Below are 23,143 nucleotides of genomic sequence, written 5' to 3' on the forward strand. Positions count from 1 at the left end.
TGCGGGGTATCCGTGCAGCGTGCACATCATCTGCACGGGAGGGACGCCATGTCCGAGGGCCTACCGCGGTACGCCTACCTGGGTCCGGCCGGCACGTTCACCGAGGCCGCGCTGCGCCAGGTCGCTGCCGTCGGGGAGTGCGTCGACCTCCCCGTGGCCGACGTGGCCTCCGCCATCGACGCCGTCCGCACGGGCGAGGCCGACTTCGCCGTGGTGGCCATCGAGAGCACGGTCGAGGGTGGGGTCACCGCCACGCTGGACAGCCTGGCCGCCGGGGACCCGCTGGTGATCCTGCGCGAGATGCTCGTGCCGGTGCAGTTCACGCTGGCCGCCGCGCCCGGGGTGCGGCTCCAGGACGTGCGACGCATCTCCGCCCACCCGCACGCGTGGGTGCAGTGCCGGCGCTGGCTGGCGCACCACCTGCCGTCCGTCGTGCACGTGCCGGCGACGTCCAACACGGCCCCCGCCGCCCTCATCGCGAGCGGCGGCGGCGTGGAGCTCGGCTTCGACGCCGCTCTCGTCCCGCCCGCCGCCGTGGAGTCGTACGGCCTGGTCCCGCTGGCCGAGAACGTCGCGGACAACGTCTCCGCGCAGACCCGGTTCGTCGTCGTGGGCCACCCCGGCTCCGTGCCGCCGCCCACCGGCGCGGACAAGACGACCCTGGTCGTCCACCTGCCCGACAACGAGGCAGGCGCGCTGCTCGCCATGCTGGAGCAGTTCGCGGTCCGGGGCGTGAACCTGTCCCGGATCGAGTCGCGGCCCATCGGGGACGCGCTCGGCCGCTACTCGTTCTCGCTCGACGCCGAGGGTCACATCACCGACGAGCGCGTCGGTGAGGCCGTCATGGGCCTGCACCGGCGCTGTCCGTACGTACGGTTCCTCGGCTCCTACCCGCGGGCCGACGCCGTCGAGCCGACCGTGCACGTGGGCACAGCGGACACGGACTTCGTCGGCGCGCGGGCGTGGTTGCAGCAGGTGAGGGGCGGCGCGGCCACCTGACGGTCAGACCGCGGCGACCCGCACCACGAGTGAGGCGTGGTCCACCCGTGCGGACAGCTCGGTCACCCGGCCCACGATGTCGCCGTCCACCTGCACGTGCTCGCCGCTCTCCACCACCACGCGGACCTCCTGCGCCCGGGTGTGGTCGATGCGGCCGATCTTGGCGGGCAGGTCGTTGCGCACGCCCGCGCCCTGGAGCACCACCTCGCCGAACAGCTGCGCCCAGCCGGCGATCCCGCCGCGCGTGTCGATGGCGGCGACGTCCAGCCAGCCGTCGTCGAGGACCGCGTCGGGCAGCAGGGTGATGCCGCCCGGCAGCCTGCCGCAGTTGCCGATCAGCAGGCTGCGCAGCCGGGTCGAGGTCATCGGCTGGTCGTCGAGCCGGACGTGCACGCGGGTGCGGCGACCGTGCAGGTGCCGCATGCCGGAGACGAAGTAGGCGATCCACCCGACCCGGGCCTTGAGCTGCTCGTCGGTGCCCGCCACCATCGCGGCGTCGAACCCGAGCCCGGCGATCACCAGGAAGATGTGGTCGCGCGGCAGCTGGACCTCGTCCGCCGGGTCGTCGTCGTCCTCGGACTCGGACTCCCACCGGTGCACCCGCAGCCAGCCGACGTCGATCGTGCGGTCCCGTCCCTCGAGCGCGGTGCGCATGGCGGCGAGCGGGTCGCTGAGCGGCAGGTCGAGGTTGCGCGCCAGCAGGTTGCCGGTGCCGAGCGGGATGAGCCCCATCGGGACGCCGGTGCCGACGAGCCCCTCGGCCACCGCGCGCACGGTGCCGTCCCCGCCCATCGCGACGACCACGTCGGCCCCCTCCGCGACCGCCTTGCGGGTCTGGCCGACCCCGGGGTCCGCGATCGTCGTCTCGTACCAGAGCGGCTCGGGCAGACCCAGCTCCGAGCACGCCCGCAGCACCGCCGCCCGCAGGGCCGGGACGTCCTGCTTGGAGGGGTTGGCGACGAACGCGACCTGCTGCCCGGTCTCGTCGACGTCCCGCGCCAGCCGGAGCGCCCGCTCGCTCGTCCCGGACCGCGGCGACTCGATCCGCCGGCGCAGCTCACGCTGGCGCAGCCCGAGGACGAGCACCAGCAGGAGGGCCGCGAGCGCGGCGACGGCCGCGCACACGGCCACCCACGCCTCCCACGTCATGGGCAGAATCTACGACCCACCCGCCCGCGCCCAGCGGTGCGGGGCGTCGCGTGCGGGTCTGTAGGGTTCTTGGGTGATCGATCTGCGGCTCCTGCGGGAGGATCCCGACCTTGTCCGCGCCAGCCAGGTGGCGCGCGGCGACGACCCCCACCTGGTCGACGAGGTGCTCGACGCCGACGCGCGCCGACGCTCCGCCCTGACCGAGTTCGAGACGCTGCGGGCCGAGCAGAAGTCCCTGGGCAAGCTGGTGGCGCAGGCGCAGGGCGAACAGAAGCAGGCGCTGCTGACCCGCGCCAAGCACCTGGCCGAGCAGGTCAAGGGGCTGCAGTCCGACGCCGACGCGGCCGAGACGCGCGCGACCGAGCTGAGCCGCCGGATCTCGAACGTCGTCGAGGAGGGCGTGCCCGCGGGCGGCGAGGACGACTACGTCGTGCTCAAGTACGTCGGGGAGACGCGCGACTTCGACTTCCCCGTCAGGGACCACCTGGAGCTGGGCGAGGGCCTCGCGGCCATCGACACCGAGCGCGGCGCCAAGGTGTCCGGCGCGCGCTTCTACTACCTCACCGGCATCGGTGCGCGCCTGGAGCTCGCCCTGCTCAACGCGGCCGTGGACAAGGCCCTGAGCGCGGGGTTCACACCCGTCATCACGCCGACGCTGGTCAAGCCCGAGGTCATGGCCGGTACGGGCTTCCTCGGCGCGCACGCGGACGAGATCTACCACCTGCCGGCCGACGACCTGTACCTGGTGGGCACCAGCGAGGTCGCGCTCGCGGGCTACCACATGGGCGAGATCCTCGACCTGTCGGCGGGCCCCAAGCGGTACGCCGGCTGGTCGGCGTGCTACCGGCGCGAGGCCGGCTCGTACGGCAAGGACACCCGCGGGATCATCCGCGTCCACCAGTTCCACAAGGTCGAGGCGTTCACGTACACGACCATCGAGGACGCCGCGGACGAGCACCGCCGCATCCTCGGCTGGGAGGAAGAGATGCTGGCCCTCGCCGAGCTGCCGTACCGCGTGATCGACACGGCCGCCGGGGACCTGGGCTCGAGCGCCTCCCGCAAGTTCGACTGCGAGGCCTGGCTGCCGAGCCAGCAGCGGCACCTCGAGCTCACGTCCACGTCGAACTGCACCACGTTCCAGGCCCGCCGCCTCGGGATCCGCGAGCGCACGGCGGACGGGTCGATGCGCCCGGTGGCAACGCTCAACGGCACCCTGGCCACCACTCGGTGGATCGTCGCGCTGCTGGAGAACCACCAGCAGGCCGACGGGTCGGTGCGCGTCCCGGAGGGGCTGCGTCCGTACCTGGGCGGCCTCGAGGTGCTGGAGCCGGTGCGATGACCCGCTGCCGCCTCGTGGCGCTCGACGTCGACGGGACGCTCATGTCCTACGACGGCACGATCTCCGACGCCGTGCGCGAGGCGGTCCTCCAGGTGCGCGACGCCGGTCTGCACGTGGTGCTGGCGACCGGCCGCGGCGTGCACTCCGCGGCTCCCGTGGCCCGCGAGCTCGGGCTGACGGAGGGCTGGGTCGTCTGCTCGAACGGTGCCGTCACCGCGCGCCTGGACCCCGAGGCCGAGAACGGCTACGAGATCGTCCGGGTGGTGACGTTCGACCCCGGCCCCGCGCTGCGCACGATCGTGCTGGAGCTGCCCGACGCCCTGTACGCGGTCGAGGACCTGGGCCTGGGCTTCCGCGTGTCCGCCGACTTCCCGGAGGGCGAGCTGTCGGGCGACCTCGAGGTGGTCTCGTTCGAGGAGCTGACCGCGACCCCGGCCACCCGCGTGGTCATCCGCAGCCCGCAGAGCACGCCGCAGGAGTTCCACGAGCTGGTCGAGCGCGTGGGCCTGCACGAGGTCGAGTACGCCGTCGGCTGGTCCGCGTGGCTGGACCTGACGCCCGGCGGGGTGTCCAAGGCGAGCGCGCTCGAGGAGGTCCGGCAGCACCTCGGGGTGCAGCCGCACGCCACCGTCGCGGTCGGTGACGGCGGCAACGACGTGCAGATGCTCCGGTGGGCCGCCCGCGGGGTCGCCATGGGCCACGCGCCCGAGGCGGTCCGGGCCGCGGCCGACGAGGTCACGGGCACCATCGACGACGACGGCGCACTCGCCGTCCTGCGCAGCCTGCTCGTCTGACGTCGCCGTGGACCGTCCACGCTGCTGACGATCTGGTGCGTTCCGAGGGTGTTTCCGCACGATTTCCGTCGTCCACCTGCGTCGAGGTACACCTGTGACTCAATCGTGACCGTATTGCCTGGTCCCAACGGTTGCGCCCGCTTTGCGTAAAGGCTTGCATCGCTTGCAAGGGTGCCGGGGAACCGCCGGCACCACACCGGAGCATGACGACGTGGAGGTCTCATGAACGGCACACGCAGGCGCCGCAGCTACGTGGCAGCGGCAGCGGCGGGGGCAAGTCTCGCGCTGGTTCTCACAGCGTGCTCGAGCGATGACGACGGCGGCGGTGGTGGGGGCGAGGCCTCGAGCTCGGCCGACTGTGCGGCGTTCGAGCAGTACGGCGACCTGTCGGGCAAGTCGATCAGCGTCTACACGTCGATCGTCGACCCGGAGTCGGTCCAGCAGACGGACTCGTACAAGCCGTTCGAGGAGTGCACGGGCGCGACCATCGAGTACGAGGGCTCCCGCGAGTTCGAGGCGCAGCTGCCCGTCCGCCTCCAGGCCGGCAACCCGCCGGACATCGCGTACATCCCGCAGCCCGGCTTCCTCGCGTCGATCGTCGCGGACTACCCCGACACGGTCGTCGCGGCGCCGCAGGCGGTCATCGACAACGCGAACGAGTACTACACCGAGGGCTGGGTCAACTACGGCACGGTCGACGGCACGCTCTACGCGACGCCGCTGGGCGCCAACGTGAAGTCGTTCGTCTGGTACTCGCCGGCCGCGTTCGAGGAGAACGGCTACGAGATCCCCACCACGTGGGACGACCTCCTCGCCCTCACCGACAAGATCGCGGCGGACTTCCCCGACGCCAAGCCGTGGTGCGCGGGCATCGAGTCCGGTGACGCCACCGGCTGGCCGGCCACCGACTGGCTGGAGGACGTGCTGCTCCGCACGGCCGGCCCTGAGGTCTACGACCAGTGGGTCACCCACGAGATCCCGTTCAACGACCCGCAGGTGCTGACCGCCCTCGAGGCCGTCGGCGGCATCCTGAAGAACCCGGACTACGTGAACGGCGGCCTGGGCGACGTCCAGTCCATCGCCACGGCCCCGTGGAACGAGGCGGCGAACGGCATCCCGGACCAGACGTGCTTCCTGCACCGCGCGGCCAACTTCTACCAGGCCAACTGGGACGAGGGCCTCACGGTCGCCGAGGACGGCGACGTGTACGCGTTCTACCTGCCCGGTGAGTCGGCCGACGACAAGCCGCTGCTCGGCGGTGGCGAGTTCGTGACGGCCTTCGCGGACCGTCCCGAGGTCCAGGCGTTCCAGGCGTACCTGTCCAGCCCGGAGTGGGCCAACGCCAAGGCCAAGGCCACCGGCCAGGGCTGGCTGAGCGCCAACAGCGGCCTCGACCCGGCGCTGCTCCAGTCGCCGATCGACAAGCTGTCGTTCGACCTGCTCACCGACGACAGCTACACCTTCCGGTTCGACGGCTCCGACCAGATGCCCGGTGCCGTCGGCGCCGACGCGTTCTGGAAGCAGATGACCGCGTGGATCGCGGAGGACCAGTCCGACGCCGAGACCCTCGACAACATCGAGGCGGCCTGGCCGGCGTCCTGACCGGCTGACACAGGCGGGGTGGGGGTCGTCGGCTCGGCGGCCCCCATCCCGGCGTCCCGGGCGTATCGTCCGGAACGCGCCACCTCGACGACGAGGGAAAGGGTGAGGAATGGACTGGTTCATCGAAGCCGGCTCCGTGGGACACAAGTTCGCGTTGATGATCATCGCGATCCTGTTGTTCGTCGGCATCATGGGGGCGATCCTCTTCGGGATCGACAAGCTCAAGAAGGTCCCGACCTGGGTGGTCGTCGCCGGCTTCCTCGGCCCCACCCTGATCTTCGTGGTCTTCGGCCTGGTGTACCCCGGGCTCAACACCATCAAGCTGTCTCTGTACGACGCGAAGAGCAAGAACTTCGTCGGACTCGACAACTACGTCACCGCGTTCACGCAGGACCAGTTCCAGACCGTGCTCCGCAACACGATGCTGTGGGTCGTCCTGGTGCCGATCCTCGCGACGGCGATCGGGCTGATCTACGCGGTTCTGGTCGACCGGACGCGCTACGAGTCGCTGGCCAAGACCTTGATCTTCCTGCCCATGTCGATCTCGCTCGTGGGCGCCAGCATCATCTGGAAGTTCGTCTACGAGTACAAGCCGAACCAGGGCAACATCCAGCAGATCGGCCTGGCCAACCAGATCCTGGTGTGGCTCGGGCTGGAGCCGTACCAGTTCCTGCTCAACCAACCGTGGAACACGCTCTTCCTCATCGCGGTCATGATCTGGATCCAGGCGGGCTTCGCGATGACGGTGCTGTCCGCGGCCATCAAGGCGATCCCGGACGACATCACCGAGGCCGCCCGGCTCGACGGGCTGCACGGGATCGGCATGTTCCGGTTCATCACCGTGCCGAGCATCCGCCCCGCGCTGGTGGTCGTGATCACGACGATCGCCATGGGCACGCTCAAGGTCTTCGACATCGTCCGGACCATGACCGGCGGCAACTTCAACACCTCCGTCGTGGCCTACGAGTTCTACACGCAGAGCTTCCGCGCGCAGCAGGCCGGACTGGGTGCCGCGCTCGCGGTCATCCTGTTCGTGCTCGTGATCCCGATCATCGTCTACAACGTCCGGCAGCTCCGCCTCTCGGAGGAGATCCGATGACCGCCGCCTCCGCCCCGCTGCCTCCCGCCTCGCTCGTCGAGCCGGAGGAGGTGGACACCACCCGCAAGCCGACGCGGATGTCCCGCGCCGACGCTCGCGCCGCCGCGGTCAAGGGCAAGCTCAGCTCGCCGTGGACGTCGCTGATCGCCATCCTCATCGCGATCGTGTGGACGGTGCCCACGTTCGGTCTGCTGATCACGTCCTTCCGGCCGCGGTCGGAGATCCGGACGTCCGGCTGGTGGACCCTGCCGTGGAACTTCGAGCTCACCCTCGAGAACTACAAGGAGGCGCTGTTCGGCTCGTCGACCAGCCTGGCCACCTACTTCGTGAACTCGATCGTCATCACCCTGCCGGCGGTGATCATCCCCATCTCGCTGGCGCTGCTGGCGGCCTACGCGTTCGCGTGGATCGACTTCAAGGGCCGCAACATCCTGTTCGTCGCGGTGTTCGCGCTCCAGGTGGTGCCCATCCAGGTCACGCTCATCCCCCTGCTCTCGCAGTACGTGGACTGGGGGATCGCCGGGTCGTTCTGGGTGATCTGGCTGTCGCACTCGATCTTCGCGCTGCCGCTGGCCATCTACATCCTGCACAACTTCATGAAGGACATCCCGCCCTCGCTGGTCGAGGCCGCGCGGATGGACGGCGCCGGGCACGTGAAGATCTTCTTCCAGGTGCTCATGCCGCTGCTCACGCCCGCGATCGCGTCGTTCGCGATCTTCCAGTTCCTGTGGGTGTGGAACGACCTGCTGGTCGCGCTGACGTTCGCCGGCGGGACCACCGACGTGGCGCCGCTGACCGTGCGCCTGGCCGAGCTGAGCGGGACGCGCGGGTCGCAGTGGCAGCTGCTGTCGGCGGGCGCGTTCATCGCCCTCGTGGTGCCGCTGATCGTGTTCCTGTCGTTGCAGCGGTACTTCGTGCGCGGCCTGCTGGCGGGGTCGGTCAAGGGGTAGCCCTAGCCTGAGCGCGTGCCCGCGCCCCTGCTCTTCGTCCTCTCGGGGCTGACGCAGTACCTCGGCGCGGCGCTCGCGGTCGGCATCTTCGGCACGGTCGCCGCGGCGACCGTGGCGTGGCTGCGCATTGCGGTCGCCGCCGTGGTGCTGGTGCTGTGGCGACGGCCGTGGCGGTCGCGCTTCACGCGGCAGGACCTGCGCACCGCGGTGGTGTTCGGGATCGTCCTGGGTGTCATGAACGTGGCGTTCTACATCGCCATCGACCACCTGCCGCTCGGCACCGCGGTCTCGATCGAGTTCCTCGGGCCGGTGGCGGTCGCCGCCCTCACCGGTCGTGGCTGGCGGGACCGGGTAGGCATCGCGATCGCCGCGGTCGGCGTCGTCCTGCTCGCCGGGGTGAGCCTGGACACCGGGCCCGACGCGGTGATCGGGCTCGTGGCGATCAGCGTCGCGGCGGCGTGCTGGGCTGCGTACATCCTGCTCGGCCGGCGCGTGGCCCGGGCGGCGACCGGCGGGATCACCGGCCTCTCGGTGGCGATGGCGGCCGGCGGGGTGGTGCTCGCGCCGTTCCTGGCCTGGGGCGCGGGTCCCGTGCTGCGCGACCCCCAGCTGGCCGCGCTCGTCGTCGCGATCGCGGTGTGCTCGTCGGTGATCCCCTACGCGCTCGAGCAGGTGGTGCTGCGCCGCGTCCGGGCCGCGACGTTCGCCGTGCTGCTCGCGATGCTGCCGGCGACGGCCGCGGTGGTCGGGGCGGTGATGCTCCAGCAGGTGCCGCACGGGCTGGAGGTGGTCGGCCTGCTGCTGGTCTCGGGCGCGATCGTGCTCACCGGGCTGGACCGCGACGAGCCGCCGACGGACGAGGCGCCCCCGCCGGCGTGACGTCCGGCTAGAGGTACTGGCCCGTGGAGGGGTTCCGGCCGGTGGGGTCGGTGGTGGGCGCATCCAGGCCCGGCACCGGGCCGGACGGCAGCTGGCGCCGCATGCCGGTGAGCTGGTTCTGCGCGGCCACCTGCTGCGCCACCAGAGCCGTCTGGATGCCGTGGAAGAGGCCCTCCAGCCACCCGACCAGCTGCGCCTGCGCGATCCGGAGCTCGGCGTCCGAGGGTGCCTGGTCCTCCACGAACGGCAGGGTGATCCGGTGCAGCTCCGCGACGAGCTCCGGGGAGAGGCCCTCCTCGAGCTCGTGCAGGGACCGCTCGTGGATCTCGGCCAGGCGGGCGCGGGCGGCGTCGTCGAGCGGGGCGCTGCGCACCTCGTCGAGCAGCTGCTTGATCATCGTGCCGATGCGCATGACCTTCGCGGGCTGGCCGACCAGCGACACGATGTCCTCGGGCTCGTCGTCGGCGTCGGTCCCGGGGTCGATCACCACCACGCGCGGCTTCTCGTCGGTGGGGGCGGCGTCCTGGGGGTCGTTGTCGGTCACGAGGGCATTCTCACCGACTCCGGGCCCGGGCGCAGCGATCGGGCGGACCGACTGCCCACATCCTCGTCGCTAGGGTGTCCGCCATGGCCTGGCTCACCGCACCCGCCCATGCCCGCTGGCTCGAGGACGAGACCGACCGGCTCCTGGACTTCGGACGGGCCTCGGTGGTCCCCGGCGGGTTCGCCCGCCAGGACGAGGCCGGTGCCGCGGTCGACGGCCCCCTCGAGCTCTGGATCGCGTGCCGGATGACGCACGTCTACGCGATCGGGCACCTGCTGGGGCGTCCCGGCTCGGCCGCGCTGGTGGACCACGGGCTGGCCGCGCTGGCCGGCGCCTTCCACGACGACGAGCACGGCGGCTGGTTCGCCGAGGTCGAGCGCGACGGCACCCCGCGGGACGCCGACAAGGCCGCGTACCCGCACGCGTTCGTCGTCCTGGCCACCTCCAGCGCGACCGCCGCGGGCCGTCCGGGCGCTCGTGCGCTGCTGGACGAGGCGCTCGCCGTCTCCGAGCAGCGGTTCTGGGACGACGAGGCCGGCATGGTGGTCGAGCAGTGGGACCGCGCGTTCACCACGCTCGACGGGTACCGCGGCGTCAACGCGAACATGCACACGGTCGAGGCCTACCTCGCGGCGGCCGACGTCACCGGGCAGCGCATCTGGCTGGACCGTGCCCTGCGGATCGTCGAGCGCGTGGTGCACGGGTTCGCCGCCGGCAACCAGTGGCGCATCCCCGAGCACTTCGACTCCGCCTGGGTGCCGGACCTCGAGTACAACGTGGACACCCCTGCGCACCCGTTCCGGCCGTACGGCGCCACCATCGGCCACTGGCTCGAGTGGGCCCGGCTGACCCTGCACGCGCGCGCCGCGCTCACCGCGCGGGGGGACGTCGCACCCGCCTGGATGCTCCAGGACGCGATCGCGCTCTTCGACGCCGCCGTGCGCGAGGGCTGGGACGTCGACGGCGCCCCCGGGTTCGTCTACACGGTCGACTGGTCCGGCACGCCCGTGGTCCGCGAGCGGATGCACTGGGTGGCCGCCGAGGGCGTCGCCGCGGCAGCAGCCCTGCACGCCGCCACCGGCGAGGAGCGGTTCGACGACGCCTACACGCTGTGGTGGGAGTACATCGGCGCGCACCACCTGGACCGTGTCGGCGGGTCGTGGTGGCACGAGCTCGGCACCGACAACCAGGTGTCTCGCACCGTCTGGGCCGGCAAGGCGGACCTCTACCACGCGGTCCAGGCGACGCTGATCGCGCGCCTGCCCCTGACCCCGGTGATCGTCCCGGCCCTCGCCGCGGGGCTCCTGGACTAGGGGATCAGCAGCACCTTGCCGAAGGCCTCGCCGGACTCGAGCATGCGGTGGGCGTCGGCGGCCCGGTCGAACGGCAGGCGGGCGTGCACGACGGGCCGCACCGACCCGTCGGCGACGAACGGCCACGCGTGCCGGCGGACCCCGTCCATGATCGCGACCTTCTGCTCGTGCGGTCGCGAGCGCAGCGTGGTGCCGAGGATGCTGGCCCGCTTGGCCAGCAGCCCCGACAGGTCCAGCTCCCCACGGCGCCCCTGCTGCAGCCCGATCACGACGAGGCGCCCGTCGTCAGCGAGCATCGCCAGGTTGTCCGCGAGGGCGCCCGCGCCCAGCACGTCGAGCACCACGTCGACGCCGCGCCCGCCCGTCGCGTCCAGCACGCGCGCGACGAGGTCCGGCTCGCGGTGGTCGAGCGCCACGTCCGCACCCAGGTCGCGGACGCGTGCCGTGCGCTGCGGGCCGCCGGCCGTCGCGATCACGCGGGTGCCCAGCACGTGGGCCAGCTGGACCGCCACCGACCCGACCCCACCGGACCCGCCGCGGACCAGCAGGTTCTCCCCGGGGGACAGCCGCGCCGCCCGCAGGTTCGACCAGACGGTCGCGAGCGCCTCGGGCAGACCGGCGGCGTCGACGAGGTCGAGCCCCTCCGGGACCCGGAGCGCCAGCGCGGCCGGCACGGCCACCAGCTCGGCGTACCCGCCCCCGGCGAGCAGCGCCGCGACGCGGTCGCCCACCTGGAGGTCGGCGTCCCCGAGGCCGGGGCCGCGCCCGACGACGGTGCCGGCGACCTCGAGCCCCGGCCAGGCTGGGGCCCCGTCGGGCGGGGGGTAGTGACCGGCCCGCTGGAGCAGGTCAGCCCTGTTGACGCCCGCCGCCGCGACCTCGACGAGCAGCTCCCCGGGAGCCGGGACGGGATCCGGCACGTCCTCGACGGCGAGGACGTCCGGTTCGCCCGGCTTCGTGATCACGACCGCACGCACGCCCGTACGGTATCCCCGCAGGCCACGATGCGGGCCACGAGGCAGGCCAGCTGCAGTCCACCGGCAGGCCAGCAGCGTCGAGGTGCTACCACACGACACCCGAACGGGGTGGCCGGTCGCCGTATCCCCATGGGTGAGGTCCATGGCAAACTCTGCCGCGGGCTAATGGTCTGTCGTCCAAGAGCCGATGAACGCCATCGGGACACCTCTTCGGTCAACTGGCCCTGAGAGAACGACCGGTACGACCTGGTGGCAACACCCGTTGTCGGAAGACGGAAGGGAACGACATGCTGCGACGGCTCGGCATCCGCGCCAAAGTGATGGCTGTCCTCGCCGTCCCCATGATCGTGCTGCTCGCAGCCGGTGGGTTCATCTCGTGGAACGCTCTCTCCGAGCTGCGCTACGCCCAGGCGGCCGACAGCGTCATCACGGTGCTCCAGGCGTACACGCCGGTGTCCACCTCCATGCAGACCGAGCGGCTCCTGTCGCTCAACGGAGGCACACCCGAGCAGCTCGCCGCAGCGCGTGCAGCGACCGACGAGGCGCTCGCGGCTGTCCGGCCGATCACGGCCGACCTGGACCTGAGCCAGTTCCCGAAGCCGGTCGTCGACCAGTTCGTCGAGGTCCAGCTGGCGCACAACACGATGCTCCCCGCGGTCCGTACCGGTGTCGACATCAAGTCCCAGCGTGCGCAGATCGAGCGCAACTACGCGGGGATCATCGAGGGCCAGCTCTCGCTGATGGAGCAGGTCGCCAACAGCCTCGAGAACCGTGACCTCGCGCAGTACGTCACGGCCTACCGCGAGATCGGCACCACGGCCGACAACCTGGTCGTCGAGATGATCGACGGCATCGCGCTGCTGACCACCCGCGCGGCAGCCCCGGCCTCGGTCCGTCAGTACGCCACCCAGGTCTCCGCCACCGAGCTGGCCCGCGGTCGTGCCCAGTACGCGGTCACCGCGCTCGGCGTCGACGACCTCGTGCTCCCCACCAAGGACCCGACCTCCAACTTCACGCGGATGCGTGCCCTCCTCGAGCAGGGCAACCCGCAGGGCTTCGCCCAGATCGACGTCCAGGGGTACCTCAAGGAGATCCAGGACCAGCTGGGCACCCTGTCGACGCTCAACGCGAACGTGCTCGCCAGCGGCAGCGACGTCGCCGGCGGGGCTGTCGACGACGCCCGGAGCCAGACGTTCATCACCGTCGGCATCGTCGTCGCGGCCGTCGTGGCGTCCCTGTTCTTCGCCCTCCTCGTCTCCCGCGGGATCGTCGTCCCGCTGCGCCGCCTCACCAAGGCCGCTGCCGACGTCCGCGAGCAGCTGCCGCGACTGGTCGAGCAGGTGGCCATCCCCGGCGAGGGCCCGCAGATCACCCTGGCGCCCATCCCTGTGACGTCCCGCGACGAGGTGGGCCAGCTGGCCGCCGCCTTCAACTCGGTGAACTCGACCACGGTCCAGGTCGCCCAGGAGCAGGCCGCCCTGCGTGGCTCCATCGCGGAGATGTTCGTCAACGTCGCCCGCCGCGACCAGGTGCTCCTCAACCGCCAGCTGTCGTTCATCGACTCCCTGGAGCGTGCCGAGGAAGACCCGAGCACCCTGGCCAACCTGTTCCGCCTCGACCACCTCGCCACCCGCATGCGCCGTAACGCGGAGTCGCTCCTGGTGCTCGCCGGCATCGACTCGGGCCGTCGCCTGCGCGACGCCATGCCCCTGTCGGACGTCGTCCGCACGGCCTCCTCGGAGATCGAGCAGTACGACCGCGTCGAGCTCGACCTCCAGGTCGACCCGCACATGCACGGCTTCAACGCCCTCGGCGCCGCCCACCTGCTCGCCGAGCTGCTCGAGAACGCGACGATCTTCTCCGAGCCGGAGACCCCCGTCACCGTCACCACCGGTGTCTCGGGCCAGTTCGTGGTCGTCCGCATCCTCGACCAGGGCCTCGGCATGAGCGACCTCGAGCTCGAGGCCGCGAACGCGAAGATCATCTCGACCTCCGCCAGCGACTCGCTCGGCAACCAGCGCCTCGGACTCTTCGTGGTCGGCCGCATCGCCCAGCGCCTGGGCGCCGAGGTCAAGCTGCTCAAGGCCGCGCACGGCACCGGCACCGAGACGATCGTGCGCTTCCCGGCCACGCTGTTCGTGATGACCGAGACCAACCTGTACGGCAACAACGGCCCGGCCCAGCTGGCCGCGCCGCGCAACGACCCGGGCCTGCCTCAGATCGAGGCGCCCGTCGTCGAGGCCGTCGACCTCGCCGCCCTGACGGACGGCCAGACCTCGCTCGGCCTGCCCCACCGCCGCCGTCGCGACGACGGTTCCGACGAGGCCGTCGGCCCCGTGCCCGTCACCGAGCTGGCCCAGTCCACCGGGCTGCCCACGCGGTCGAAGAAGACGTTCGACGAGGACAACCTCGTCCTGCCGGAGGCCCCGGACGGCCACATCGCGCCCGAGATCTCCGCAGCCGGCGCCGACTGGAAGCCCGAGACGCTCGCCCCCCTCAAGGGCGGTCTGCCGAGCCGCAGCCGTGCCGCGACGTCCGCCTGGGCCCAGCCGGAGGCTCCCGCCTCCGCCGCGTCCGCCGCCCCTGCCCCCGCCCCCGCTGCCCGCGCCGGCCTGTTCTCCGGCTTCCGCGGTCGCACCGAGACCCCGGCGACGACCGACACCGGCGAGAACCTCGTGGTCCCGGGCCTCGTGTCCGACGACCAGGAGCGCGCGCTGCCGCCCGCCCAGTCCAACGCCGTCCGCGCCCCGTGGATGTCGAGCGGTGCGCACGCGGCGCCCGCCGAGCCGATCGTCGTGCCGCAGCTCGCGGACGAGGACGACTCGTGGGAGGCGCAGGAGGCCGGGAACCGTGAGGCCCTGGCCGCTGCCGCCGCCGACGCCGCGGAGCAGACCGAGTCCGCACCCGCCGCCGTGGAGGAGCCCGTCTGGGAGCCCACTCCCGCGTGGGCCACGTCCGAGGCGCCCGTCGCGGAGACCCCGGCGTGGGAGGCTCCCGCTGTCGCGGAGACCACGACGTGGGAGGCCCCGACCTGGGAGGCCCCGGCTGTCGCCGAGGCCCCCGCCTGGGAGGCGCCGGCTGTCGCCGAGACCCCCGCCTGGGAGGCCCCGGCGGTCGCGGAGACCCCGACCTGGGACGAGACTGCCGCGCAGGAGACTCCGGCGTGGGAGGCCCCCGCGGTCGCGGAGACCCCTGCCTGGGACGAGCCCGCTGCGCAGGAGACTCCGGCGTGGGAGGCCCCCGCCGTCGCGGAGACCCCTGCCTGGGACGAGCCCGCTGCGCAGGAGACTCCGGCGTGGGACGAGCCCGCCGTCGCCGAGACTCCCGCCTGGGACGAGCCCGCCGTCGCCGAGACGCCCAGCTGGGACGCACCGGCCGTTGCCGAGACCACGACCTGGGACGACGCCACCGGCGCCGAGACCTCGGCGTGGGTCGCACCCTCGGTGTCCGACGCCCAGGCCTGGGACCACGCGATCGTCGACGACGAGCCCGCCTGGCAGGCTCCCGTCGTCGCCGAGCAGGCGCCGGCCGCCCTGGCGGGACGTGTCGCCACCGCGCCGGCCGCCGAGCCGGAGCAGGACGTGGCCGCACCGGCTGCGTCGGCTGCACCCGCCGAGTCCGTCGCACCTGTCGCCCCTGTCCAGAGCTTCACCTCGTACAGCGGCTACGCCGGCTGGGGTGCACCCGCCTCCGAGGTGGCTGCGCCGTACCAGCCGTTCGAGCGCACGCTCGACGAGGCTCGGGCCTGGCACACCGGCGCCATGCCGATCGTCCCTGCGGCCCTCGTCGCAGCGGCCCAGCCCGAGACCGCCGAGCCCGTCCAGGCCGCCGAGCCCGTCCAGGCCGCCGAGCCCGTCGAGGAGCCCGCAGCTCCCGCGGACGAGCAGGCGCCCGCCGCCGACGACGCCGCCTGGCCCGCACCCGCCTGGGAGCCGCCGACCTGGCAGGCGCCCGAGTGGGCCGAGCAGCCGACCGAGGCTGCCGCGGTCGCCGAGGTCGCGCCGGAGCCCGAGCCCGAGCCCGAGCCCGAGCTCGCCGTCGTCGACGGTGTCGCGTTCCGCCGCGTGTACCTGGAGCCCGACCCCGAGCCCGCCTACGGCATCGAGCCCGCCGCCGAGGCGGAGCCGGAGCCCGAGGTGGCGCCCGAGCCGGAGCCCGTCGCCGTGCAGGAGGCCCCCCAGTGGGAGGCCCCCCAGTGGGCGGCCCCCGTGCAGGAGGCGCCGCAGTGGGCCGCTCCTGTGCAGGAGGCGCCGCAGTGGGCCGCTCCTGTGCAGCAGGCACCCGCGTGGCCGGCACCCCAGGCCCCGGTCGACTCCCCGACGCAGCTCTTCACGCCGATCGAGGCAGCCGCCGCGGTCGCTCCGGAGCCCGTCGCCTACGCCCCGCAGGCACCCGCCTACGAGGCCCCCGTGACCTTCGCGGCACCCGAGCCCGTCGCCGCACCGGCGTGGGCACCGACGGCTGCGGCTCCGGCCGCACCGGCGCCGGAGGCACCGTTCTCCGAGCTCGTGCAGTCGCCGTCCGACGACGCCAAGGGGCGCCGCCGCTGGGGCCTGTTCGGTCGGAAGAAGGGTGACGAGGTCGCCCCCGAGCACGACGCCCCGGTCGCGCAGGCGCCGGCCGCCCCCGAGCCCGTCAGCCAGGTCGCCCCCGTGCGCACCTCGGCGTGGACCTCGGAGGCAGCTGCCCCGCAGTCGCCCGTCGGTGCCGACTCGTCCCAGTCCTGGATGGCGTCGACCACCTGGTCGGCTCCGGCACCTGCCGCACCGCTGCCCAAGGCCCCGGCTGCTCTCGAGCCCGCCGCGGCCGGCCAGTGGTCGCCGCCGGAGTGGGCCGCACGCTCGGGTGGCACCCGTGCCCCGGCGTCGACGGTCCCGCAGCCCGCGCTGCCGCCGTCGGTGGCTCCGCGGGTCGGCACGCTCGACGACGAGGTGGCGGCGATGCTCGCCCTTCGTTCGGACATCCAGGAGCAGGCACTCTCCGAGCTCTCGCAGCTGTCGGCCTACCGGCCCGCCGCGACGGGTGGCAACGCGGAGCGCCTGATCAAGCGAGTCCCCACAGCTGTCCCGGAGTCGACTATCTCCGTGGACGAAGGGAAGCCCGTGCAGCGCGATGCGGACCAGCTCCGGTCGCGACTGTCCAGCTTCCAGTCCGGGACCTCCCGTGGCCGTCGTGCCATGGAGGACCCGTCCGGCCCGAACGGCGTGAGCTGATGACTGCCTCAGTCCCCACTACCGTCGTCACCAGCATGGTGGCGTCTGACCCCGCAGTCATCGACTGCACCAGCAAGGAGGAAGTGTGACCGCGCTCAGCACCGAGGCAGCCAACTTCGGCTGGCTCCTGGACAACTTCGTCCGGACCGTGCCCGGCACTCGCCACACACTCGTGGTGTCTGCGGACGGTCTTCTCATGGCGATGTCCGAGCTTCTCGACCGCACCAGCGGTGACCAGCTCGCGGCGATCGTCTCCGGGATGTCAAGCCTGACCCGTGGCGCCGCGCGCCAGCTCCGTGCGGGGGAGGTGCGTCAGGCGATCATCGAGATGGACTCACTGTTCCTCTTCCTCATGAGCGTCTCGAACGGCTCCGTCCTCGCCGTGGTCGCGGAGTCCAGCTGCGACGTGGGCCTCATCGGCTACGAGATGGCGATGCTCGTCTCTCGTACCGAGGCGACCCTCACGCCGCAGCTGATCTCCGAGATGCGGGGTCAGCTCCCCGTCGACGGCGTCACTCGTACGCCGGTCGCCTGAGGCTACGGAGAGAGACAGACTCATGACCGAGCACATCGAGTACGAGGCCAGAACGGTCCGGCCCTACGCCGTGACCGGTGGCCGCGTGCGCTCGGCTCGCTCCGACCTGCCTCTCGAGGCGCTGGTCGAGGCGATGCCCGGCGCCGTCACGAGCCAGGGTCTCCCGCCCGAGAAGCGGGCGATCCTGCAACATGCCGCCTCCAACTACATCTCGATAGCCGAGCTCTCTGCTCTGCTTCATCTGCCGCTCGGCGTGATCCGGATCCTCGTGTCCGACCTCGCCGACCAGCAATTCGTGCGTGTGCACACCTCACAGCCGGTCGAGGTCAACACCGGTGAATCGCCTGCCCTGTCCCTCAGCGTGCTGGAGAGTGTTCTCAATGGCATTTCCGCCCTCTGACGCCGCTGTGGCCGCTCCGGCGGGCACGGCAGGAAGCGTCGCACCCACAGTCGTCAAGATCGTCGTCGCCGGCGGCTTCGCCGTCGGCAAGACGACCTTCATCGGCTCCATCTCGGACATCGAGCCTCTCAACACCGAGGCCGCGATGACCGAGCACTCGGTCGGCGTCGACGACGCCGGCGGTGTGTCGGACCGCAAGACCACCACCACGGTGGCGATGGACTTCGGTCGTATCGCCCTGCCGGGGTCGCTCTGGCTCTACCTGTTCGGTACCCCTGGCCAGGACCGGTTCCTGTTCATGTGGGACGACCTGGTCCGCGGTGCCATCGGCGCCGTCGTCCTGGTCGACACCGACCGGCTCGACCAGTGCTTCCCGGCCGTGGACTACTTCGAGAGCCGGGGCATCCCGTTCGTCGTCGGGGTCAACTGCTTCGACGGCGTCGCCAAGCACCAGCTGGACGACGTCCGTGAGGCGCTCGCGATCCCGGCGCACGTGCCGGTGCTCTACACGGACGCCCGGTCGCGCGCGGCCACCAAGCAGGCGCTGATCTCCCTCGTGCAGCTCGCGATGGAGCGTCTGCGCAGCCGGTGACCCGAGAGGTCTCACCCGACCGCGGCCGGTTCCCTCTGGGGGACCGGCCGCGGTCGTCCGTCGACCGGGTGAGGGATCATGGGGGGGTGACCGCCTCGCCCTTCGGCCCGTCGCCGCGACCGCGCGACGACGGTCGCGCGGTCCTGCCGCAGCCGCGGCCGGCTCCCGACGACGAGCCCCGAGCGGGCGACGTCGCGACGGCGGACCCGGTGGCACCGGTCCTCCCGCCCACACCCACGTTGCGCGTGTACGCGGACGGGTCGGCCCTGTCCCGGTACCTCGTCGGAGCCCCGTGCCGCGCGCAGTGGCTCGCGTGGACCGCCGACCACGAGTCGGAGCTCCTCACCACCCCGCTCGGCCTGACCGAGCTCCGTCGCGCCGCGCGACCGAGGGGTGTCGAGGCCAACGGGGTCGCCCACGACGTCGAGGAGCGCCTCGAGGTCATCCGGTTCTCCGACCAGACTCTCCGGGCGGCCACCAAGGTGTCGGGCGTGCTGCCGCCGTTCATCGCCCTGCACCTGGGGGCCGCGCTGGCGCACCCGGATGTCGGCGGGGTCGCCACCTACGACCTCCAGCTGGCCCAGGCGTCGGCGCTGCACGGGCTGACCATCGTCTCGCCCGGGTGGCCGGCGGCCTGGTGGGAGCGGGCCGGGGGGTAGGCGCTCTTCCGCCCGGTAGGCCCGCGGGCCTAGTTTCAGATCGTGACGCACGACGGCGGAGCACCCCGAGACCCAGCACCCGAGCTGCGGGAGGTCAGGGCCGTGCCGCCTCTCGTTCCCTCTCGGCGGCGGGCGGCCGCCCCGGTGACCCACCTGACGCGCGAGGAGCGGGAGGCCCGTGGAGCCGCCGCCCGGGTGCTGCTGCCGCGGGAGGCGCTCGCCGACGCGGGCGCGGGGGACGCCCGGCCCGACCCGATCGAGCTGCTGGAATCGCAGGGCACCACCCGGCTGCCCGAGCTCGTCCCGCTCCGGTACGGGCGCATGGCGACCTCCGCCTTCGCGTTCTACCGCGGGGCCGCGCTCCTCATGGCCTCCGACTTGGCGGCCGTCCCCGACTCGGGGCTCGACGTCCAGCTCTGCGGCGACGCGCACATGTCGAACTTCGGCGTCTACGGCACCCCGGAGCGACGGATGCTGTTCGACCTGAACGACTTCGACGAGACGCTGCCCGGACCGTTCGAGTGGGACGTGAAGCGCCTGGTGGCGAGCGTCGAGGTCGCGGCGCGGAGCATCGGGGTCGACGACCGCGAGCGCCGGAAGATCCTCACGGACGTGGCCAAGACGTACCGGACGGCGATCCGCGACCTTGCGGGCAAGGGGAACCTCGAGGTCTGGTACGCACGCATCGACATCGACGACTTCCTGCGCGAGCACCGCGACGACTTCGGCAAGGCGCAGCTGAAGCGGACGGAGTCGACGGTGAGGAAGGCACGGACGCACGACCACCTGCGTGCCGTGGGCAAGCTGACGGAGATCGTCGACGGGCGGCGACGGTTCCGGTCGGACCCGCCGCTGGTCACCTCGCTCGAGGAGATCCTCGGCGACGCGGCCGCACACACCTTCACCGAGGCGATGGGTGAGCTGGTGCGGGCGTACCAGAGCAGCCTGGAGCCGGCGCGTCGGCACCTGCTCAGCCAGTACCGGGTGGTCGACATGGCCCGCAAGGTCGTCGGCGTCGGCAGCGTCGGCACCCGGGCGTGGATCCTGCTGCTCCAGGGTGTCGACGAGGACGACCTGCTCGTCCTCCAGGCCAAGGAGGCACAGTCGTCCGTGCTCGAGCAGTTCCTGGTCGCCAGCGAGTACACCCAGTCCGGCCAGCGTGTGGTCGAGGGCCAGCGGCTGATGCAGGCCGCGAGCGACGCTCTGCTCGGCTGGCAGCGGAGCACCGGCATCGACGGGATCGAGCGTGACTTCTACATCCGTCAGCTGCGCGACTGGAAGGGCTCGGCGGTCATCGAGGAGATGCTGCCGGACGGCTTCCGCCGGTACGGCGGGCTGTGCGCCTGGACGCTGGCCCGCGCGCACGCCCGGTCCGGCGACCGGGTCGCGATCGCGCGGTACCTCGGTGGCTCCAAGGCGGCCGACGAGGCGTTCGCCGACTTCGCCGTCGACTACGCGGACCGCACAGAACGGGACCACGCCGCGCTCACGGCGGCGATCGGCTCAGGACGGCTGGAGGCGATCCACGGCGTCTAGCACGCCGTGCCGTCCGAGCGCCGCCGCCGCGGCCGCGACGACCGCAGGGTCGGTCGTCGTGTAGCCGGCGGACCCGCCGCCCGGTCCACCCGACTCGTCGACGTGCCGGCTGGCGGACAGGTGCACGGCGTCGACGCCGGTGCCCACCAGCGCAGGGATGTCGTCGGGCCGCACGCCGCCCCCGGCCATGATCTCGAGCCGGCCGGCGGAGCGCGCGACCGTGTCGGCGAGCCGGACGAGGCCGTCGATGCTGCGCGCGGCACCGCCGGAGGTCAGCACCCGGGCGACGCCGAGCGCCACGAGCTCGTCGACGGCCCGCGCCGGGGCGTCGAGCGTGTCGAACGCGCGGTGGAACGTGACCTCGCGCCCGTCGGCGGCCTCCACCAGCCGCGCGACCGCGTCCGGGTCCACCGAGCCGTCGGGTCGGAGCGCGCCCACCACGACGCCGGCGGCACCCGCGCGCACGGCGGCCCGGACGTCCCTGACCTGCACGGCGAGCTCGTCGACCGAGTAGGTGAACGACCCCGCGCGCGGCCGGACGAGGGCGTGCACGCCGACGTGTGCCGGTAGTGCGGCGAGGACGGCGTCGAGCAGCCCGATCGATGGGGTGATCCCCCCGGTGGCGGCGAGCGCGGCGCAGAGCTCCAGGCGGTCGGCGCCGAGCGTCGCGGAGGCGACCGCACCGGCCACGTCCTGCACGGCGATCTCGAGGACGGTCATGCCCAGGACAGCAGGGGCTCGCCGGCGGACACCGTGTCGCCGGGGAGCGCGAGGCGCGTCAGGGCGTCGGAACCGGCCTCGAGCCCGACCACCGGGCAGACGGGCGACCGACCACCCGCGGCGACCGACGACGGGTCCCAGCTCACCACCACCTGCCCCGCGGTCACCACGGACCCCTCGGAGGCGTGCAGGGTGAAGCCGGTGCCGCCCAGCTCGACCGTGTCGATCCCGAGGTGCACCAGCACCGCGCGGCCGTCGTCGTGCTGGACGACGAACGCGTGCGGGTGCAGCTTGATGATGGTGCCGTCGATCGGGGAGATGACCTCCGCGGCGGCGGAGCGCTCGGGGTCGAGCGCCAGCCCGGGACCCACCAGCTCGGCGGAGAAGACCGGGTCGGCCACGTCGCCCAGCCCGAGCACCTGGCCGCTCACGGGGGACAGCACGGTGAGCGAGGTCGTCACCGCAGGTCCTCGATGTCCGAGGCCAGCGTGTCCGCCTCGGGCCCGACGATGACCTGCACGGCCGCGCCGGACCGCACGACGGCGATCGCGCCCGCCGCCTTGAGCCCGCGCTCGTCGACGAGCGCGGGGTTCCCGACCTCGACCCGCAGCCGCGTGATGCAGGGCTCGAGGTCGAGGACGTTCGCGTCCCCGCCGAGCGCCGCCAGGATCTTCTCGGCCTTCGTCATGTCCGGCTCCCTCACATCAGCTCGTCGAGGTCGGTGGCGATGAGGTCGACGTGCGGGCCGACCACCACCTGCACCACCCGACCGGAGATCATCACCCCGAACGCCCCCGCGGCCCGCAGGCCCGCGGCGTCCACCCGGCCGGCGTCGCGCACCAACGAGCGCAGCCGCGTGGTGCACGGCTCGATCTCGTCGATGTTGTCGACGCCTCCCAACGCGGCCAGGATCGCTGCCGCCTGGTCTCTGCTCTGCGGCCTCATCGCCGTCCTCCTGAGGTGGATGCTTCGGTCGGTCCTGCGGTGGATGCTGCCGCCGGTTCCCGCTGACTCTCGGCGCGTCGTCGGGGGACCAGCACCGGCCGCGGCGCGCGCAGCGGCACCCACACGCTGTAGCGGTCGGCGCGGTAGCAGGCGCGGGAGAACATGATGGCGGCATCGACCGAGTAGGTCCGGCGCTCGGCGCGCAGGACGGCGCGGGCGTCGACGAGGCCCAGCAGCGACGCCTCGGTGTCGGTGGCCTCGTCGGCGGAGAGCGTGTCCTCGCCCCACTCGGGGGCCAGCCCGCGGTCCCGCAGCGCCTCGTACATGCTGGGCGGCGGGCCGGCGTCGAAGAGCGTGGGCGCCAGGGCGACCGGCACCCAGACCTGCTCGATGCAGATGGGGGTGCCGTCGGCGCTGCGCACCCGGTACAGGAAGTGCACCTTGTCGCGCGGCTCGATCTCCAGGGCGGTCGCGACGTCCGGCGTCGCGGCGACCACCTGAGCGGTCAGCACGGCGGTCGCGGGCTTGAGCCCGCGGCGCTGCATCTCCTCGCCGAACGTGGTCAGCCGCATCTCGAAGTCGATGCGCTGCGGCGCGACGAACGTGCCACGGCCCTGCTCACGGACCAGGACCCCGTCGGTGACCAGGGTGTCGACGGCCTGTCGCACGGTCATCCGGGACAGGCCGAACTGCTGGGACAGGTGGCGCTCGGAGGGGATGGCGTCGCCGACCCGGAGCTCGTGGGCGACGAGCGTGGCCAGGTGGTCGCGCACCGTCAGGTACTTGTGCGCGGCACCCTGCTCCGACTCGTCCACGTGTGAACCCACTCCTTCGTCTGCCGGAACGTGTGCCCACCGCAGCTCGCGACGTGACCCTTGACACATCATGAGGTCTAGAC

22 protein-coding genes are annotated in these 23,143 nt (G+C 72.6%); 14 read left to right on the forward strand and 8 right to left on the reverse strand.

The annotated features are described in order from the left end of the window. Positions 1-48 precede the first annotated feature (48 nt). Complete coding sequence (gene pheA, locus ACO06A_RS10110) at positions 49-999, forward strand: prephenate dehydratase (RefSeq protein WP_421735879.1); 951 nt, start codon at positions 49-51, stop codon at positions 997-999. A gap of 3 nt (positions 1,000-1,002) precedes the next feature. On the opposite strand, the gene ACO06A_RS10115 is transcribed toward pheA, so the two are convergent. Then, positions 1,003-2,148 (reverse strand): diacylglycerol/lipid kinase family protein, encoded by a 1,146-nt coding sequence (locus ACO06A_RS10115; RefSeq protein ID WP_421735880.1) that lies wholly within the window; start codon positions 2,146-2,148, stop codon positions 1,003-1,005. 73 nt (positions 2,149-2,221) lie between these two features. Here ACO06A_RS10115 and serS point away from each other — a divergent pair, with 73 nt between their 5' ends. From serS to ACO06A_RS10145, 6 genes are all read left to right on the forward strand, one after another. Further along, positions 2,222-3,487: a serine--tRNA ligase gene (gene serS, locus ACO06A_RS10120; RefSeq protein ID WP_421735881.1), complete on the forward strand. Its 1,266-nt coding sequence runs from the start codon at positions 2,222-2,224 to the stop codon at positions 3,485-3,487. Further along, positions 3,484-4,281, forward strand: coding sequence for an HAD family hydrolase (locus tag ACO06A_RS10125; RefSeq protein WP_421735882.1), 798 nt, complete (start codon positions 3,484-3,486; stop codon positions 4,279-4,281). The genes serS and ACO06A_RS10125 overlap by 4 nt, the downstream gene beginning before the upstream one ends. Positions 4,282-4,503: 222 nt before the next feature. Next, a complete protein-coding gene (locus ACO06A_RS10130) occupies positions 4,504-5,883 on the forward strand; it encodes an ABC transporter substrate-binding protein (protein ID WP_421735883.1) in 1,380 nt (459 codons plus the stop codon). A 109-nt stretch (positions 5,884-5,992) separates the two neighbouring features. After that, positions 5,993-6,982, forward strand: coding sequence for a carbohydrate ABC transporter permease (locus ACO06A_RS10135; protein ID WP_421735884.1), 990 nt, complete (start codon positions 5,993-5,995; stop codon positions 6,980-6,982). Next, positions 6,979-7,932 carry a carbohydrate ABC transporter permease gene (locus ACO06A_RS10140; RefSeq protein WP_421735885.1) on the forward strand — a complete coding sequence of 318 codons (954 nt, stop codon included), beginning with the start codon at positions 6,979-6,981 and terminating at the stop codon, positions 7,930-7,932. Before ACO06A_RS10135 ends, ACO06A_RS10140 begins: the two co-directional genes overlap by 4 nt. Before the next feature lie 15 nt (positions 7,933-7,947). Continuing rightward, complete coding sequence (locus ACO06A_RS10145) at positions 7,948-8,811, forward strand: EamA family transporter (protein WP_421735886.1); 864 nt, start codon at positions 7,948-7,950, stop codon at positions 8,809-8,811. Between the two features lie 7 nt (positions 8,812-8,818). On the opposite strand, the gene ACO06A_RS10150 is transcribed toward ACO06A_RS10145, so the two are convergent. Continuing rightward, positions 8,819-9,355, reverse strand: coding sequence for a bacterial proteasome activator family protein (locus ACO06A_RS10150; protein ID WP_421735887.1), 537 nt, complete (start codon positions 9,353-9,355; stop codon positions 8,819-8,821). A gap of 83 nt (positions 9,356-9,438) precedes the next feature. Here ACO06A_RS10150 and ACO06A_RS10155 point away from each other — a divergent pair, with 83 nt between their 5' ends. Then, entirely contained in the window at positions 9,439-10,668 is a 1,230-nt protein-coding gene (locus ACO06A_RS10155) for an AGE family epimerase/isomerase (protein WP_421735888.1), read from the forward strand. Here ACO06A_RS10155 and ACO06A_RS10160 read toward each other — a convergent pair. Next, entirely contained in the window at positions 10,665-11,645 is a 981-nt protein-coding gene (locus tag ACO06A_RS10160) for an NAD(P)H-quinone oxidoreductase (protein WP_421735889.1), read from the reverse strand. The genes ACO06A_RS10155 and ACO06A_RS10160 overlap by 4 nt on opposite strands. Before the next feature lie 287 nt (positions 11,646-11,932). On the opposite strand from ACO06A_RS10160, the gene ACO06A_RS10165 reads away from it, so the two are divergent. From ACO06A_RS10165 to ACO06A_RS10190, 6 genes are all read left to right on the forward strand, one after another. After that, positions 11,933-16,858, forward strand: coding sequence for a nitrate- and nitrite sensing domain-containing protein (locus ACO06A_RS10165; RefSeq protein ID WP_421735890.1), 4,926 nt, complete (start codon positions 11,933-11,935; stop codon positions 16,856-16,858). Positions 16,859-16,943: 85 nt separating this feature from the next. Continuing rightward, positions 16,944-17,393 carry a roadblock/LC7 domain-containing protein gene (locus ACO06A_RS10170; protein WP_175347195.1) on the forward strand — a complete coding sequence of 150 codons (450 nt, stop codon included), beginning with the start codon at positions 16,944-16,946 and terminating at the stop codon, positions 17,391-17,393. A gap of 22 nt (positions 17,394-17,415) precedes the next feature. Next, on the forward strand, positions 17,416-17,793 hold the full coding sequence (locus ACO06A_RS10175) for a DUF742 domain-containing protein (RefSeq protein ID WP_421735891.1): 378 nt from the start codon (positions 17,416-17,418) through the stop codon (positions 17,791-17,793). Next, entirely contained in the window at positions 17,774-18,385 is a 612-nt protein-coding gene (locus tag ACO06A_RS10180) for a GTP-binding protein (protein ID WP_055916480.1), read from the forward strand. Before ACO06A_RS10175 ends, ACO06A_RS10180 begins: the two co-directional genes overlap by 20 nt. 86 nt (positions 18,386-18,471) lie before the next feature. Continuing rightward, positions 18,472-19,044, forward strand: a complete 573-nt coding sequence (locus tag ACO06A_RS10185) for a hypothetical protein (RefSeq protein WP_421735892.1) — start codon at positions 18,472-18,474, stop codon at positions 19,042-19,044. Positions 19,045-19,188: 144 nt separating this feature from the next. Further along, positions 19,189-20,580, forward strand: a complete 1,392-nt coding sequence (locus ACO06A_RS10190) for a DUF2252 domain-containing protein (protein WP_421735893.1) — start codon at positions 19,189-19,191, stop codon at positions 20,578-20,580. Here ACO06A_RS10190 and ACO06A_RS10195 read toward each other — a convergent pair. The 5 genes from ACO06A_RS10195 to ACO06A_RS10215 are packed head-to-tail and all read right to left on the reverse strand — an operon-like array spanning position 20,548 to position 23,060. After that, positions 20,548-21,300: a copper homeostasis protein CutC gene (locus ACO06A_RS10195; protein WP_421735894.1), complete on the reverse strand. Its 753-nt coding sequence runs from the start codon at positions 21,298-21,300 to the stop codon at positions 20,548-20,550. The genes ACO06A_RS10190 and ACO06A_RS10195 overlap by 33 nt on opposite strands. Continuing rightward, a complete protein-coding gene (locus tag ACO06A_RS10200) occupies positions 21,297-21,761 on the reverse strand; it encodes a PTS sugar transporter subunit IIA (protein ID WP_421735895.1) in 465 nt (154 codons plus the stop codon). Before ACO06A_RS10200 ends, ACO06A_RS10195 begins: the two co-directional genes overlap by 4 nt. Then, entirely contained in the window at positions 21,758-21,988 is a 231-nt protein-coding gene (locus tag ACO06A_RS10205) for a glucose PTS transporter subunit EIIB (protein ID WP_175347201.1), read from the reverse strand. Before ACO06A_RS10205 ends, ACO06A_RS10200 begins: the two co-directional genes overlap by 4 nt. 11 nt (positions 21,989-21,999) lie before the next feature. Continuing rightward, positions 22,000-22,245 (reverse strand): glucose PTS transporter subunit EIIB, encoded by a 246-nt coding sequence (locus ACO06A_RS10210; protein WP_175347203.1) that lies wholly within the window; start codon positions 22,243-22,245, stop codon positions 22,000-22,002. Further along, a complete protein-coding gene (locus ACO06A_RS10215) occupies positions 22,242-23,060 on the reverse strand; it encodes a GntR family transcriptional regulator (protein WP_421735896.1) in 819 nt (272 codons plus the stop codon). Before ACO06A_RS10215 ends, ACO06A_RS10210 begins: the two co-directional genes overlap by 4 nt. Positions 23,061-23,143 lie beyond the last annotated feature (83 nt).

The organism is Cellulomonas sp. (assembly GCF_965229465.1).
In the GTDB taxonomy this organism is placed as follows: Bacteria; Actinomycetota; Actinomycetes; order Actinomycetales; family Cellulomonadaceae; genus Cellulomonas.

What these genes read in the sequence shown, in the direction of transcription:
- ACO06A_RS10130 (WP_421735883.1), top strand. Translation starts at nt 4,504, where the DNA reads ATGAACGGCACACGCAGGCGCCGCAGCTACGTGGCAGCGGCAGCGGCG.
- ACO06A_RS10115 (WP_421735880.1), bottom strand. Translation starts at nt 2,148, where the DNA reads ATGACGTGGGAGGCGTGGGTGGCCGTGTGCGCGGCCGTCGCCGCGCTC.
- ACO06A_RS10175 (WP_421735891.1), top strand. Translation starts at nt 17,416, where the DNA reads ATGACCGAGCACATCGAGTACGAGGCCAGAACGGTCCGGCCCTACGCC.
- ACO06A_RS10180 (WP_055916480.1), top strand. Translation starts at nt 17,774, where the DNA reads ATGGCATTTCCGCCCTCTGACGCCGCTGTGGCCGCTCCGGCGGGCACG.
- ACO06A_RS10165 (WP_421735890.1), top strand. Translation starts at nt 11,933, where the DNA reads ATGCTGCGACGGCTCGGCATCCGCGCCAAAGTGATGGCTGTCCTCGCC.
- ACO06A_RS10205 (WP_175347201.1), bottom strand. Translation starts at nt 21,988, where the DNA reads ATGACGAAGGCCGAGAAGATCCTGGCGGCGCTCGGCGGGGACGCGAAC.
- pheA (WP_421735879.1), top strand. Translation starts at nt 49, where the DNA reads ATGTCCGAGGGCCTACCGCGGTACGCCTACCTGGGTCCGGCCGGCACG.
- ACO06A_RS10210 (WP_175347203.1), bottom strand. Translation starts at nt 22,245, where the DNA reads ATGAGGCCGCAGAGCAGAGACCAGGCGGCAGCGATCCTGGCCGCGTTG.
- ACO06A_RS10155 (WP_421735888.1), top strand. Translation starts at nt 9,439, where the DNA reads ATGGCCTGGCTCACCGCACCCGCCCATGCCCGCTGGCTCGAGGACGAG.
- ACO06A_RS10135 (WP_421735884.1), top strand. Translation starts at nt 5,993, where the DNA reads ATGGACTGGTTCATCGAAGCCGGCTCCGTGGGACACAAGTTCGCGTTG.
- ACO06A_RS10195 (WP_421735894.1), bottom strand. Translation starts at nt 21,300, where the DNA reads ATGACCGTCCTCGAGATCGCCGTGCAGGACGTGGCCGGTGCGGTCGCC.
- ACO06A_RS10140 (WP_421735885.1), top strand. Translation starts at nt 6,979, where the DNA reads ATGACCGCCGCCTCCGCCCCGCTGCCTCCCGCCTCGCTCGTCGAGCCG.
- ACO06A_RS10125 (WP_421735882.1), top strand. Translation starts at nt 3,484, where the DNA reads ATGACCCGCTGCCGCCTCGTGGCGCTCGACGTCGACGGGACGCTCATG.